The 14492-nt window shown below is 58.0% G+C and carries 15 protein-coding genes and 1 pseudogene; 11 read left to right on the forward strand and 5 right to left on the reverse strand.

From position 1 onward, the window contains the following. Positions 1-5: 5 nt before the first annotated feature. The 11 genes and pseudogenes from Q0J75_RS01110 (at position 6) to fucO (ending at position 8589) form a co-directional block, all read left to right on the forward strand. Positions 6-1331 carry an SLBB domain-containing protein gene (locus Q0J75_RS01110; RefSeq protein WP_297195936.1) on the forward strand — a complete coding sequence of 442 codons (1326 nt, stop codon included), beginning with the start codon at positions 6-8 and terminating at the stop codon, positions 1329-1331. 18 nt (positions 1332-1349) lie between these two features. After that, complete coding sequence (locus Q0J75_RS01115; RefSeq protein ID WP_297195937.1) at positions 1350-2267, forward strand: hypothetical protein; 918 nt, start codon at positions 1350-1352, stop codon at positions 2265-2267. A 30-nt stretch (positions 2268-2297) separates the two neighbouring features. Next, positions 2298-2849 carry a BMC domain-containing protein gene (locus Q0J75_RS01120; RefSeq protein ID WP_297195938.1) on the forward strand — a complete coding sequence of 184 codons (552 nt, stop codon included), beginning with the start codon at positions 2298-2300 and terminating at the stop codon, positions 2847-2849. A 13-nt stretch (positions 2850-2862) separates the two neighbouring features. Beyond that, positions 2863-3075, forward strand: a complete 213-nt coding sequence (locus Q0J75_RS01125; RefSeq protein WP_297195939.1) for a hypothetical protein — start codon at positions 2863-2865, stop codon at positions 3073-3075. Between the two features lie 74 nt (positions 3076-3149). Then, positions 3150-3668: pseudogene (locus Q0J75_RS01130) on the forward strand (peroxiredoxin); the annotation flags it as partial. Between the two features lie 48 nt (positions 3669-3716). Further along, on the forward strand, positions 3717-3947 hold the full coding sequence (locus Q0J75_RS13185) for a glutaredoxin family protein (RefSeq protein ID WP_363315694.1): 231 nt from the start codon (positions 3717-3719) through the stop codon (positions 3945-3947). 19 nt (positions 3948-3966) lie between these two features. Next, the gene (locus tag Q0J75_RS01135; RefSeq protein WP_209345437.1) at positions 3967-4347 is read left to right on the forward strand and encodes a BMC domain-containing protein; all 381 of its coding nucleotides are present in this window, start codon (positions 3967-3969) and stop codon (positions 4345-4347) included. Then, positions 4344-4850 carry a EutP/PduV family microcompartment system protein gene (locus Q0J75_RS01140; RefSeq protein ID WP_297195941.1) on the forward strand — a complete coding sequence of 169 codons (507 nt, stop codon included), beginning with the start codon at positions 4344-4346 and terminating at the stop codon, positions 4848-4850. The genes Q0J75_RS01135 and Q0J75_RS01140 overlap by 4 nt, the downstream gene beginning before the upstream one ends. Before the next feature lie 17 nt (positions 4851-4867). Next, on the forward strand, positions 4868-5794 hold the full coding sequence (locus Q0J75_RS01145) for a CorA family divalent cation transporter (RefSeq protein WP_297195942.1): 927 nt from the start codon (positions 4868-4870) through the stop codon (positions 5792-5794). A 91-nt stretch (positions 5795-5885) separates the two neighbouring features. Further along, positions 5886-7244 (forward strand): NCS2 family permease, encoded by a 1359-nt coding sequence (locus tag Q0J75_RS01150; RefSeq protein ID WP_297195943.1) that lies wholly within the window; start codon positions 5886-5888, stop codon positions 7242-7244. Between the two features lie 196 nt (positions 7245-7440). After that, the gene (fucO, locus tag Q0J75_RS01155) at positions 7441-8589 is read left to right on the forward strand and encodes a lactaldehyde reductase (protein ID WP_297195944.1); all 1149 of its coding nucleotides are present in this window, start codon (positions 7441-7443) and stop codon (positions 8587-8589) included. 152 nt (positions 8590-8741) lie between these two features. On the opposite strand, the gene glpK is transcribed toward fucO, so the two are convergent. The 5 genes from glpK to Q0J75_RS01180 all read right to left on the reverse strand — a co-directional run bounded on the left by glpK (position 8742) and on the right by Q0J75_RS01180 (position 13971). Further along, positions 8742-10226, reverse strand: a complete 1485-nt coding sequence (glpK, locus tag Q0J75_RS01160) for a glycerol kinase GlpK (protein WP_297195945.1) — start codon at positions 10224-10226, stop codon at positions 8742-8744. A gap of 28 nt (positions 10227-10254) precedes the next feature. Continuing rightward, positions 10255-10599 (reverse strand): DUF1667 domain-containing protein, encoded by a 345-nt coding sequence (locus Q0J75_RS01165; protein WP_297195946.1) that lies wholly within the window; start codon positions 10597-10599, stop codon positions 10255-10257. Beyond that, complete coding sequence (locus Q0J75_RS01170; RefSeq protein WP_297195947.1) at positions 10596-11855, reverse strand: NAD(P)/FAD-dependent oxidoreductase; 1260 nt, start codon at positions 11853-11855, stop codon at positions 10596-10598. Before Q0J75_RS01170 ends, Q0J75_RS01165 begins: the two co-directional genes overlap by 4 nt. Next, positions 11848-13284, reverse strand: coding sequence for an NAD(P)/FAD-dependent oxidoreductase (locus Q0J75_RS01175; RefSeq protein WP_297195948.1), 1437 nt, complete (start codon positions 13282-13284; stop codon positions 11848-11850). The genes Q0J75_RS01170 and Q0J75_RS01175 overlap by 8 nt, the downstream gene beginning before the upstream one ends. A 117-nt stretch (positions 13285-13401) precedes the next feature. After that, complete coding sequence (locus Q0J75_RS01180) at positions 13402-13971, reverse strand: glycerol-3-phosphate responsive antiterminator (RefSeq protein ID WP_297195949.1); 570 nt, start codon at positions 13969-13971, stop codon at positions 13402-13404. Positions 13972-14492: the final 521 nt, after the last annotated feature.

Genomic DNA, 14492 nt, shown 5'->3' on the forward strand with positions numbered 1-14492 from the left:
GCCATATGCAAGAAAATCTCATCAGCCTGGTTGAACAGGCTGGCGTAGTGGGAGCCGGCGGAGCCGGCTTTCCCACCCATGTAAAGCTAAAGGCCCAGGCAGATACGGTCATCATCAACGGGGCCGAGTGTGAGCCCCTGCTCCGGGTGGATCAGCAGCTGATGGCCGATCAGGCTGGACCTCTGCTGGAGGCCCTGGACCTGCTGGTAGAGCAGGTCGGGGCCACCCGGGGCGTAGTGGCCCTGAAGGAACACTACCACGCCGCGGTGGAGGCTCTGGAACGGGAGCTGCCCGCTCACCCCAAGCTGTCTGTCCACAAGATGGGCGGCTTCTATCCCGCCGGCGACGAGCAGGTCATCGTGTATGAGGTGACCGGACGCATCGTGCCGGAGGGCGGCATTCCCCTGAATGTGGGTGTGGTGGTCAGCAACGTGGAGACCGCCCTCAATGTGCTGGAGGCGGTACGTCGCCAGACGCCTGTCATCGAAAAGTACGTGACCATTACCGGCGCGGTGCGCACACCAAAGACGGTAAAGGTGCCTCTGGGCATTACAGTGGCTGAGATGCTGGCTCTGGCCGGCGGCCCCACCGTGGAGCACTATCAGGTGGTCAACGGAGGACCCATGATGGGCAAGGTGGTCCCCACCGACAGCGTGGTGACCAAGACCACCAAGGGCCTGATCGTGGTGCCGGAGGGCCACCCGCTGCTGAACAGCCTGAACCGCAGCGCACCTCAGATGCTGCGGGACGCGGGAGCGGCCTGTATGCAGTGCTCCCTGTGCTCCGAGGTCTGTCCCCGGGGCCTGCTGGGTCACCGGATCCAGCCCCACAAGATGATGCGCCTTGCATCGTATGGGTCGCTCTGCGATCCTACCTATACCCCCATGAACGCCTATCTCTGCTGCGGATGCCGCCTGTGCGAGTACGCCTGTGTGATGGGTCTGCAGCCCTGGAAGCTGAACAACATGCTCAAGGGAGAGATGGGAAAGAACGGGGTGCGCAATTCCCTCCATGAGCAACCCCAGCAGGCGGCTCCCTTCCGCCAGTTCAAGCGCTATCCGGTCCATAAGCTGATCCAGCAGCTGGGTCTGAGCTCCTATGATGTGCCCGCCCCCATGGAGGAGGTCGCAGTCCAGAGCCAGACGGTGCGCCTGCCCTTGCGTCAGGGTGTGGGCGCGCCCGCGCAGCCAGTGGTCAAAAACGGCGACCGGGTGGAACGAGGTACCCTCATAGCTGTCATTCCCGAAGGAAAGCTGAGTGCTAACCTGCATGCCAGCATGTCGGGAACCGTGACGGCTGTAACCGAACAAGAAATTATTATTCGGCAATAAAGAAGAGAGGTATTGTTTATGGATATGTTCGCTCTGATCGCTGCTTTTGGCGGCGGTGTCATCGGCGCATATATGGGCGCTCTCCCCGCATTTATCATGACCGGTATTTTTGCCCTGGTAGGCGGCGTTCTGACGGCTGCCGGCGTGGGCGGCGATATTGCTGTTGGCATACTGGCTTTTGGCTCCTTTGTTGGTCCCCACATCGCCTTTGCAGGCGGCGTAGGCGCAGCTGGCTATGCCGGAAGAAAGGGTAAGCTGGCCTCCGGCACTGATATCCTCTCCTCCCTGAACGGCCTGGGCGAGCCCGATGTAATCATCGTGGGCGGCATCTTCGGCGTGCTGGGCTTCCTGATCCACTATGTCATCGGCCTGCTGCCCGTCATCGGCAACGCTGGCCCCGCCACCACCGACCTGCCCGGTATCACCGTGTTCATTCTGGCCGTCATCACCCGCCTGGTGTTTGGTAAGACTGGCCTCACCGGTCATTACACCGGTACCGGCAAGCGTGAGTGGTTCTCCACCGGCAAGGGCTTTGGGTATAACGTAGTCCTGGGTGCCGGTATCGGCATCGTGGTCAGCGGCCTGGCTATGTCCCTGTATCAGAGCGGCAACACTGCTGCCTTCGGCATCTTCCCCATCATCTGCTTCGGCTTTGCCGCCATTAGCCTGATCTTTACACAGACCGGCTTTGCCACCCCCGCCACCCACCACATTTTCCTGCCCTCTGCGCTGGCTGCCTCCGCTGGTATCCTGGCCTGGGGCGAGGCTGGTGTCCTGCTGGGCGTTCTGTTTGGCATCCTGGGCTCCCTGATGGGCGACCTGGTGGGCAAGAGCCTGAACAGCCACTGCGACACCCACATCGATCCTCCCGCTACCACTATTTTCATTCTGACCATCATCATCAACGCCATTTCCAGCGTGATTGTACCGGCGTAAGTTAGGAATTCTGCGGAAAAGAGGCCTGTTATGGGAAAATCCATCGGATTACTGGAACTAAAAAGCATTCCTGTGGGAGTGGAAACCGCGGACGCGGTGCTGAAGGCCGCTCATGTAGAACTTTTAACTGCTACTCCCACTTGCCCCGGAAAATATGTTATAATTATTTGCGGCGCGGTCGGTGCGGTGAAAAGCGCCATGGAGAGCGGAAAGCAGGCAGCGGGGGTCTATCTGGTTGGCCACCATATCATCAACAATGTGCATGATTCCGTTCCCAGCGCCATTGTCGGTACGGTGGAGGTTGCCCGGACGGCTGCCATTGGAATGATCGAGACGATGACCGCGTTGACCGCTGTTCAGGCCGGCGACATGGCCGCCAAGGCAGCCAACGTCACTCTGATGGAGATCCGCATTGCCAGAGGTCTGGGCGGCAAAGGCTTTATCCTGCTGACCGGAGAGGTCTCCTCGGTTCGTTCGGCGGTAAAAGCTGCCATGCATCAGTTGGAGGAAACAGGGGATATTACCAGCAGCTGCGTGATTCCGTCCCCTCATCCCGGCCTGATCGAGAAACTTTCCAATTAGGAGGTTGTTTGCAATGACTGCACAGGATTGCCCCAACTGCCACTATCCTGCGCCCAACCGGAAGCAGGATCAGGAAAAGAAGCAAGCGCCCCAGAGCCCCTATCATATTCCGGAGCCGGAGAAAGTAGAGGAGTGCGCCCAGTGCTTCTATCAGCCCGAGGAGCAGGATCAAGAGAAGCAGAAGGAAGACGACTGCAATCAGTGCTTCTATCGGCCTGAGAAATGACCCTAATACCCGTCCTGCCGGAGCAATCCGGCAGGAGGGGTTCTTATTCAGTTTTAGAAAAGGATGTGAGCTGTGTGGAACGATTGATCGGGAAGAAAGCCCCCTGGTTTTCCATGGAGGCGCTGGCAGCGGACGGAGAACACTTTACGCGGGTCAGCCTGTCGGATTACGAAGGAAAGTGGCTGGTGCTCTTTTTCTATCCCATGGATTTCACCTTCGTCTGTCCCACAGAGCTGACTGCCTTTTCTGACAGCCGGGAGCGTTTCGCGCAGGCTGGCGCGGAGCTTCTGTGCGTGAGTACCGACAGTGTATATACTCATCTGGCATGGCAGCGGAACGGCCTGGGCAAGCTGGGTTATCCCATGGGAGCCGACCAGACCCTGAAGGTGTGCGACAGCTATGGCGTACTGCTGGAGGAGGAGGGGGTGGCCCTTCGGGGGCTGTTCCTCATTGACCCGGAGCAGAAGGTGCGCTATAGTGTGATCCATGACAACAACATCGGCCGGAACCCCGACGAGGTGCTACGGGTGTTGGCGGCGCTCCAGACCGGCGGCCTGTGTGCCGCGGGCTGGCAGGCAGGGGAGGAGACGCTCCACCCGCAGATTCCGGAGCAGCTCCCGGCTGTGGGTGCCGCCAAGGATGTGCCGGTACAGATCTATACCATGCCTACCTGTAGCTACTGCCGCAGCGTGAAGGAATTTTTGCGGGATGCCGGTGTAGCTTACCAGGAGTTCAATTTGGAGCATGACAAGGCGGGACAGGCCTTTATGAAAGACAGAGGCTACACCGGCCTGCCGGTGACCGTCATCGGCGGGGAGGAGATCGTGGGCTACGATATGCCGCGGATCAAAGCCGCTTTGGGCCTGGGCTGACTGAATGAGGTGACATAGAATGGACTTAATGGATTTTGGACGGGTACAGGAAGGCAAAATGCGCATTGTGCAGGAGATGGTGCCCGGCAAACAGGTGACGCTGGCCCATATCATTGCCAGTCCCGACGAGATTATTTATCAGAAGCTGGGCTTAAATCCCAACGTGGACTATCAGCAGGCCGCCATCGGCATTTTGAGCATGACCCCCTCGGAGATTTCTGTGATCGCGGGCGATATCGCCATTAAAAGCTCCAAGGTGGAGATGGGCTTTATCGACCGCTTCAGCGGCACCTTGATTTTTACCGGGCGGATCTCCAATGTACAGACGGCCATTTCCGCCATTGTCACCTATCTGAAGAACCATTTGGGCTTTACCATCTGTGAGATTACAAGAACATGAAAAAGATCATTTTGATGGGCCGCAGCGAGTGCGGCAAAACCACCTTGACCCAGGCCCTGAAGGGCGATGTGATCCACTACCATAAAACCCAGTACATCAACCACTACGATGTGGTTATCGATACCCCGGGTGAGTACGCGGAAAATGCCACGCTGGCCAAAGCGCTGGCGCTTTATACCTATGAGGCCGATGTGGTGGGGCTGCTGCTCAGCGCCACAGAGCCCTACTCGCTGTATCCCCCCTGTGTGACCGCATGCTGCAACCGGCCGGTGATCGGTATCGTGACGCAGATCGACCACGAGGGTGGAGATCCGGACCGGGCCCATAATTGGCTTGCTTTGGCGGGCTGTGATCCTATTTTCCATGTGAGCTCCTACACTGGAGAGGGGATCTGGCAGATTTTAAACTATCTGCGTGAGCCGGGAGATGTGCTGCCCTGGGACTCCAGGGAAGACGCAGAACGGCCCAGGACGGTGCAGTCCAACAAATACGGCGCCCTTTGAGGTGAGGAGGAACCTTTTTGGATACCCATACATTTCTTCTGACCATGAATCGGGGGAGGTATAACCAGGACGAAGGCCTGGCGGGCAGTTCCTACTGTGTGTTTACCGCTCCGGTGGAGCTACAGGTCACCCAGGACCGCCTGTACCTGGAGGGTGAGAATCTGGTGCTGGAGTTGCTCTATGGCCTTCACGGTGATCCGGGGGCGCTTCGCCTGCGCCAGATAGGTACCAATGTGGTGCTGGAGGAATCGCCCGCCGGCGGGTTTGTCAGGTTTTTGGAGGATAAGCAAGTCAAGTACATCGGCCAGCTCATTATGTATGCCCTGCAATTTAAGATACAGGATCTGTCTGCCTATATATCCGGCTGTGCCGGGGCCATGAAAACGTTGGAGGATGCGCTGGACAACCGGCTGGACAACAGCGGCACGTATCAGCTGCTGGATTTTCGCCGCAGCTATACCCAGTGCGGCAACATGGTCATTGCAGTAAAGGAGATCCTGGCCCATATTGATAAGGGCTATTATCCCATGCAGATGCAGAACAGCTATGTGCTCCAAGGACAGGTCATGCTGGAATTTGAGTTTCTGGAAGAACGGTATGAGCTGACCAAGAACACGGTCATCAAGGACTTTGATACCTATACCTCCATCGTCAACAATAACATCAACCGAAGCGCCCGCCTGCTGAGCCTCATCTCTCTGGGCGGAGTGACCTTAAACTTCCTGTTTGGGGGCCTGTTGGCAGTTAACCCCATTCTAGGTGTGGTGGGCGGCCTGGCCATTGGCGGCCTGTCCGTTGGCGCCAGTATGATGTATCGCACCAACAAGCGGATGGAGCAGCCGCTGGAGCCTGGCCGCCGCCGTCATGCGTTGGGCTTTCATCGAAAGAGACTGACAGCGGAGGAGCCGGTTCAAATGGTGGAAGTGAAACAGAAAGAGGAATAAGCAAAGAAGGCAATCTGCCGCCGCAGCATTCTGCGGCGGTATCTTATCTTTGTGGGAAAAGAAAACATCAAACCAGTGAGGTGGGGAGGAAATGGAACGTTTTTTTGCGGTAAAAGCCAGGGGCAGCACGGTTAAACGGGAGATCATAGGCGGCATTACCACGTTTTTTGCCATGGCCTATATTATTTTTGTCAACCCGAATACACTGTGCGCCAATGTAGGCACGGCGGGGGAGCCCTTTTTTCCCGCAATGCCGGAGGAACTGTGGGGACCGGTCCTGGCGGCCACCTGCGTATCCGCCGCCATTGGCTGCTTTCTGACCGGACTGCTGGCAAATGTCCCATTCGCACAGGCGCCTGGTATGGGGCTGAACGCCTTTTTTACTTACACGGTCTGTCTGGGGATGGGCTACACCTGGCAGGAGGGACTGGCTATCGTTCTGTTGAGCGGGCTTCTTTTTCTGATCATCGCCGTCTCTCCGCTGCGGAAAAAACTGATCCACTCCATTCCTGATTTTCTGAAACATGCCATCTCAGCGGGTATCGGTCTGTTTATCGCCTTTATCGGCCTCTTGAATGTGGGGCTGATCTCCATCGGCGGCGCGGTGCCTGCGTTGCAGCTGTCCATGCTGGTGGATGGGCAGCGGGTCTGGAATACCCAGGGACTGTTGACCCTGATCGGCTTGCTGCTGACCGCTATTTTGATGGCCTTCCGGGTGAAGGGAGCGGTTGTCATCGGCATTGTTGTCACGACCCTGCTGGGATTGCCCATTGGGGTGACACAGCTGCCTGAGACGGTGACGATGGAGCATGTGACCCTGGCCCCTGTGCTCTTCCAGATGGACCTGGGCGGGGTGCTGGTCAAAGGATTTCTGCCTCTGCTGACAGCGGTCATCAGCTTTGCCATTGTGGACTGTTTTGATACTCTGGGCGCCCTTGTGGGTCTGTCCTCCAACGCAGGGTTGGAGGATCAGGATGGAAGGGGAGACCGTGCCCTGATCGCGGACGCTATGGCCACCTGCTGTGGCGCCTGCATCGGCACGTCCACCGTTACCACCTTCGCCGAGTCCTCTACCGGCATCGCGGAGGGGGCCCGGACCGGCCTGAGCTCCATGGTGGTGGGAGTACTGTTCCTGTTCTCTGTGTTTCTGGCCCCGGTGGCAGGGATCATTCCCGCCGCCGCCACAGCCCCCGCTCTGATTATTGTAGGCGTGCTGACCATGCGCAGCGCTGTGTCCATTCCCTGGGATGACATGGAGTGTGCGGTCCCTGCCTTTTTGACCATTGCGGTCATGCCCTTTGCCTACTCCATTTCAGATGGAATTGCCTTTGGCTTTATCAGCTTCAGCCTGATTAAGCTGGTCAGAGGAAAGGGGCGGGAAGTGCCTCTCCTCACCTATGGAATCTCCCTGCTGTTTATCCTGAAATATGTGCTGGGGAATCTGGGCTAGGATACTTTTTTGCTGTCAGATAGACATTTTGAGAAAAAGTAAACAGAACAAAAGCCCGGGGAGGGGTGGCGAATGTTGTATTTTGCCCAAAAGGTGCCTTTTGTTTGTCTGTACTTGTTTTGGCAAAAAATGTGTGCTAACATGACGCTGAATCACAGAGCGTTTTTGCGCACGATATGGAAAGGAGATCATTTTTATGGCCAGCCGTATTGTCCTCAATCCAATTTCTTATCATGGAAAAGGCGCAATTGAACAGATCGTTCCGGAGCTTTCCACCCGTGGATACAAGAAGGCCCTGGTATGCACGGACCCTGATCTGATCCGCTTTGGCGTGGCCGCCAAGGTAACGGATCTGCTGGATCAGGCGGGTTTTGCCTATGATATCTTTTCTGAGATCAAAGCCAACCCCACCATTGAAAACGTACAGGCCGGCGTAGCGGCTTATCAGGCCTCCGGCGCGGATTGTATCGTTGCCATTGGCGGCGGGTCTGCCATGGACACCGCGAAAGCCATCGGCATTATCGTCAACAATCCTGAATTTGCGGATGTAAGATCGCTGGAAGGCGTGGCCCCCACCAAGAAACACGCTGTGTTTACCATTGCGGTGCCCACTACCGCCGGTACCGCCGCCGAGGTCACCATCAACTACGTCATTACCGATGTGGAGAAAAAGCGGAAATTTGTGTGTGTGGACACCAACGATATTCCTGAGGTCGCCGTAGTAGACCCGGACATGATGTCCTCCATGCCCAAGGGCCTGACTGCCGCCACCGGTATGGACGCCCTGACCCACGCCATTGAAGGCTATATTACCAAAGGCGCCTGCGCTATTTCGGATATGTTCCATCTGGAGGCCATCCGCCTGATCTCCCAGCATCTGCGGGGAGCGGTGGATAATACGCCTGAGGGCAGAGAGGGAATGGCACTGGGGCAGTATATTGCCGGTATGGGCTTTTCCAATGTGGGCCTGGGTATTGTCCATTCCATGGCCCATGGTCTGTCGGCTCTGTATGACACGCCTCACGGCGTGGCCTGCGCGATCCTGCTGCCCACCGGCTTGGAGTACAATGCGGAGTATACCGGCGAGCGGTATCGGGCTGTGGGCAAAGCCATGGGCGTAGAGGGGATTGACACGATGCCCCTGGAGCAGGCCCGGGCGGCTACCATTGCCGCAGTCAAGCAGCTGTCCGCCGATGTGGGGATTCCTGCGGACCTGAAGGGCATTCTGAAAGAGGAAGATGTACATTTCTTGGCGGAGTCTGCCTTTGCCGACGCCTGCTGCCCCGGCAATCCCAGAGATACCAGTGTGGAAGAGATCGAGGCACTTTATCGGAGCCTGATGTAATATTTGCAAAAAAGGGGGGTGTCGCAAAACGCGACACCCCCTTAATACTGTCAAAAAAGTGGCTTTGCAGCTTTTTTGACAGTCACAGAGGCGGCATTCCATTTGGAATGCCGCCTTCTGCATCATAGAGAAATCAGAATAGCGCGGCAGACTTATCGGCTCCAGTCCCGGCTGCGTCCCACCGCTTTGTGCCAACCGGCCATCAGGCGTTCCCGCTCGGCAGCCTCCATACGGGGTGCGAAGTTAGTGTCGCACATCCAGAGGTTGCGAATCTCATCGGTATCCTTCCAGACCTGCGTGGCCAGACCGGCCAGATAGGCCGCGCCCAAAGCGGTGGTCTCCCGGATGGCGGGACGGCGCACCTCGCGGTCGATGATATCCGCCTGGAATTGCATCAGGAACTGATCCCGGCTGGCGCCGCCGTCGGCCTTCAGCTGGGTGAGGGGAACGCCGGTATCCGACTCCATAGCGTGGACCAGATCGGCGACCTGATAGGCGATAGATTCCTGAGCGGCCCGGATGATGTGCTCCCGCCGGGTGCCTCGGGTCAGGCCCACCAAAACGCCCCGGGCGTACATATCCCAATAGGGAGCGCCAAGGCCGGTGAAGGCGGGCACCAGGTAGACACCGCCGTTGTCGGGCACCTTCTGGGCGTAATACTCCGCGTCACGGCTTTCGGTGAAGAAACGCATCTCATCCCGCAGCCACTGAATCACCGCGCCGCCTACAAAGACCGAGCCCTCCAGGGCGTACTGAACGGTGCCGTTCCGGCCCACAGCGATGGTGGTAATCAGCCCGTTGTGGCTTTCGCAAGGAGTTGAGCCGGTGTTCATCAGCAGGAAGCAACCGGTACCATACGTATTTTTGGCGTCGCCGGCCTCAAAGCAGGTCTGGCCGAAGAGGGCGGCCTGCTGGTCGCCGGCGATACCGGAAATGGGCACCTTTACGCCCTGAATTTCCGTATAGCCGTACACCTCGCTGGAGGAGCGGACTTCCGGCAGCATGGCCTTGGGAATATCCAGCGCCTCAAGCATGGTGTCGTCCCAGCAGAGACGGTGGATATCATAGAGCATGGTACGGGAGGCGTTGGTCACGTCGGTAACGTGGACCGCGCCGCCGGTCAACTTCCACAGCAGCCAGGTGTCCACCGTTCCGAAGAGGATCTCCCCCCGGCGGGCCCGCTCCCGGGCACCATCCACATGATCCAGGATCCATTTGATTTTGGTGCCGGAGAAATAGGCGTCGGGAACCAGGCCGGTGGTTTTGCGGATATGATCCCCCAGTCCCTGCTCCAGCAGAGCGTCTACGATGCCGGCGGTACGGCGGCACTGCCACACAATGGCGTTGCAGATGGGGCGGCCGGTCTTGCGGTCCCAGAGGATGGTGGTCTCACGCTGATTGGTGATGCCAATGGCGGCAATGTCGGCGGGATTTACGCCGGACTGGGCGATCACCTCCATCATGACCGCGTACTGGGAGGACCAGATTTCCATGGCGTCGTGTTCTACCCACCCTTCCTGGGGGTAGATCTGGGTGAATTCCTTCTGACTGATGCCGATGATGTTTTGTTCCCCATCAAAGAGGATGGCGCGGGAACTGGTGGTACCCTGATCCAGGGAGAGGACGTACTTTTCCATAATAAAACCTCCCAATATGCCACCGCGTTTACAGATCGCGTGTGGCGATAAAATGGACGCCGGTGCCGCAGATATTCGGCACCACAACATCTCCCGTATGTACGGGCGCGGTCAGTTTTACACCATCCAGGCAACGGACCGCCTGCAGGATCAATTCTTTCGGAATAGGGGCACTGGTTTTGACCGGACAGCGGGGATGGGCTCCGCCGCTGCATTGGACGGTGGAGGTGACCACCCGTGTGGGATGGGTCAGCTCTATTTTACCATATTCTTCGCCTCTTGGACAGCCATTTCCGGTCACCTTATAGTCATTTGTTTCGTCCACCTTCAGATGGCAGCCTTTGGGGCAGACAATGCAGATCAGCTCTTTCATTTGGACGCCCCCTCCTGAATCGATACGGTAATATCTTCCTGGGCCCGCTCCAGCAGGACCCTGGGCAGAACAATGTGTTCCATCTCTCCAGGGGCCATGTGTTCCCTGGGGAATTTGGCGATGGTTTGTGCTCCGGAGGTAACCAGGATTTCGCTGTTTTTACAGATCCGGTTGACCCGGAAGAAGAGATCACAATTTTTTTCTACCCGGTTGGGACGGATGTGCTGGGGGACGGTGTAGGTTACGCCGTCGCCATTATTCACCTCCAGAACGGAGTCGCTGGACGGCGCGGCGCCCAGGACATAGTCCGCGGCGGCGCGCCCTGCCCGCTGGCTTTCTGCGGTGACAAAATCCACCAGATCGTGGACGTGGGCCACATTGCCGCAGGCAAAGACACCGGGCAGAGAGGTCTCCATGTTCTCATAGACCACCGCACCGTTGGTCCGGGGGTCCATGCGGATGCCGGCCTGGCGGGTCAGCTCATTTTCCGGAATGAGGCCCACGGAGAGCAGCAGGGTGTCACAGTCAAAGACCATCTCGGTGCCGGGAATGGGCTGGCGGCGGTTATCTACCTTGGAGACCACCACCTGCTCCACACGGTTCCGGCCCCGGATATCAGTAACGGTATGGGAGAGGTAGAGCGGGATGTCATAGTCGTGGAGGCACTGGACGATATTCCGGTTCAGTCCGCCGGAGTAGGGCATGACCTCCACACAGGCCAGGACTTTGGCGCCCTCCAGCGTCATACGGCGGGCCATAATCAGACCAATGTCGCCGCTGCCCAGGATCACCACACGCCGGCCGGGCAGATAGCCCTCCATATTGACGTACCGCTGGGCGGCGCCGGCGGTGAAGATGCCGGCGGGCCGCTGGCCGGGGATGGCGATGGCGCCGCGGGTCCGCTCCCGGCAGCCCATGGCCAAAATGATGGCCTTGGCCTCCTCCACCCGGTATCCGGTGGATTTGCCCACCATGTGGACCTGACGGTCCGATGTAATGGTCAGCACCATGGTGTCCAGCAGGACCTCTACTCCGGTGTCCTCCAGCATGTGGATGAACCGCCCGGCATACTCCGGGCCGGTGAGCTCCTCTTTGAAGTAATGCAGGCCAAAGCCGTTGTGGATGCACTGGTTGAGAATACCGCCCAGCTCCTTGTCCCGCTCCACGATAAGGATATGCTTCAAGCCCTTTTCCCAGGCGGCGTGGGCGGCTGCCAGACCGGCTGGGCCGCCGCCGATGACAATGAGATCATACATGGTTGTTGCCTCCTTTCGTTTCACCCACCAGGAGCCAGCTGCCGTCCTTGTCCTGCACCATATGATCGGGTGTTATGCCCAGCTCCCGGCACAGGATCTCCACCACACGCGGGCCGCAGAAGCCGCCTTGACACCGGCCCATACCAGCGCCCACCCGGCGCTTGACCCCGTCCACAGAGCAGGGAGGAATGGGTCCCCGCAGGGCTTCCAAAATTTCTCCCTCGGTAACGGTCTCACAGCGGCAGATCACCCGGCCATAGGCTGGATGTTCCGCCACCAGCTTGGCCTTTTCCGCCGGGGACAGGTCGTGGAAACGGACCCGGCGGCGCTGGCAGAAGAAATCAGGCTTTTCCTCCAGAGCCAGCCCATCGCCCGCCAGCAGTTCGGCCGCATACTCGGCAATGGCGGGAGCGGCGGTGAGTCCGGGGGAGCAGATACCGGCCAGGTCCAGGAAGTGGGGCGCCGCCATCTCAATAACAAAGTCGCCCCGGTTTGTGGAGGAGCGCACCCCGGAGAAGTTGCGGATGGACTCCCGGAAGTTGACGGAGGGAACGGATTTTTGGGCGGTGGTACGCACAAAGTTCAATCCCTCTGCGGTGGTGCCCACATCCTCATCGGGGACCGGGTCGGCGTTGGGGCCAACGATCAGGTTGCCGTGAACGGTGGGGGCCACCAATACGCCCTTGCCATTAGGGCCTGGGCACTGGAAGATCACATGCTTTACCCGGTCTCCCTCGCTTTTGTCCAACAGGTAATATTGGCCCCGGGAGGGGTGGATCACAAAGGTGGTGGGCGCCGCCATCTCGTGGACTGCCTGGGCAGAAACTCCGGCGGCGTTGATGACATACCGGCTGCGGAAATCCCCCTGGTTGGTGTGGACCAGCCAGCCGCCCTCCACAGGCTCCAGCCCGGTAACGGCAGTCCTCAGATGGAGCTCTGTCCCGTTGCGGACGGCGGTCTCCGCCAGAGCCAGACAATACTCCCAGGGGGAGCAGATGGCGGCGGTGGGGGCGTAGAGGGCGGCAGTTACCTGTTCAGAGAGGTTGGGGTCCATGGCGCGGGCCTCCTCCCCGGTGAGCAGGCGGAGCTCCGGCACGCCGTTGGCCTGGCCCCGGCGGAACAGGTCTTGGAGGGTAGCCTCATCCTGGGGAGAGAAGGCCAGTACGAAGGAGCCGCAGGGCTGGTAAGGAACGTCCAACTGGGCGCACAGCTCTTTGGCCAGGGCGGCGCCCCGCACATTGAGCTTGGCCATCAAGGTGCCGGGCTCCGGGTCGTACCCGGCGTGGAGGATGGCAGAGTTGGCCTTGGTGGTGCCGTCGGCCACGTCATTTTCCCGCTCCAGGATGGCCGTCTTCAGCCGGTAGCGGGAGAGGTGGAAGGCGGTGGCCGCACCGGTGATGCCGCAGCCGATGATGAGTACATCGTACATAAGAAAACCTCCCGATCAGAAAATAAAAAGGAGTGCAAAAAAGAGCAAAACAAAGCCTCCCCCTTTTTTGGGGACGCTTTGTTTCACTCTCATACTCTAGAAACAAAGATACCGGATTTACATGTCCCAAACGTCTGGGTTGGTGGAAGAAACCGCTACCGCGCCGGCGCCCAGAGCGCCGGTCACATCCTCCTTATCAGAGATCAGGCCGCCTGCGATAATGGGCTTCCCCGTTGTCTGGCACAGGCGGCGGATCATTTTGGGCATCAGCCCGGGCAGTACCTCTACCAGATCGGCGGATTCCTGGGAGAAGTGGCGGACAACGTTTTTCAACGCCATGGAATCCAGGAGAAAGACCCGCTGGATAGCCACCAGTCCCAGTTCTCTGGCCCGCTTGGTGAGCGGGGCCTTGGTGGAGATCACGCCGTCAGCGGCGGTATGACGTGCAATAAAGTCGGCAGAGATCTCACGGGCAGACAGCCCGTCAATTAAATCCAGGTGGACAAATGCTTTTTTTCCTTTGCTGTGAATCCGAGCTACTGTATCACCGATGGTCAGGATATCGCCATAGAGAAGAAAGAGAACGGCAACATCGCTGTCCAATGCGGCGTTTAATCCAGCGTCATCCTTGACCGCGGCAATGACCGGTCCATCGGCAAGCAGCTCCAACAGATCCGCGCAATTCATGGTAAGCGCCTCATTTCCGTCCTTGCGGGGGCAGAGAAATATATGAAAAAAGCACAAAGCAACCACAGGCTGCCTTGCGCACTCTATCACTCTGCACAAAGGACACTATCATCATAGCAGGGCAGATTCAGAAAAGCAAGCAGTTTCTGAACCTTGGAGTATTTTCGGAAATAGGGACAAAAATAGAGGAATAGAATTGGGGGAGTTTTACAAGGGGTAGGAAAATGATGGTTTAAAATGAAGTGTTACCCTTTTTTGAGTGCAAAAATGCGGAGTATCACCAACAGACCTTTTCAAATCCTTTAATGATACTCCGCATGGTCCGAGTGTAATTATAGGACTTGGAAAAATCCAGTCATATCAATGGTTTGCAAACAGCAAGCAAGAGGTTTTTATCTAAAAAAATTATTCTTTGAGAATTACGCCGCCCGAGTGAGACTATGGGCGTAACCGTAAAATCTCCCGGCGTATAAAAAGGCCGCCATCTCAGTGCGCAGGCATTGAGATGGCGGTCGGCATTT

Origin of the sequence: uncultured Flavonifractor sp. (assembly GCF_944385615.1) — a bacterium.
In the GTDB taxonomy this organism is placed as follows: Bacteria; Bacillota; Clostridia; order Oscillospirales; family Oscillospiraceae; genus Flavonifractor.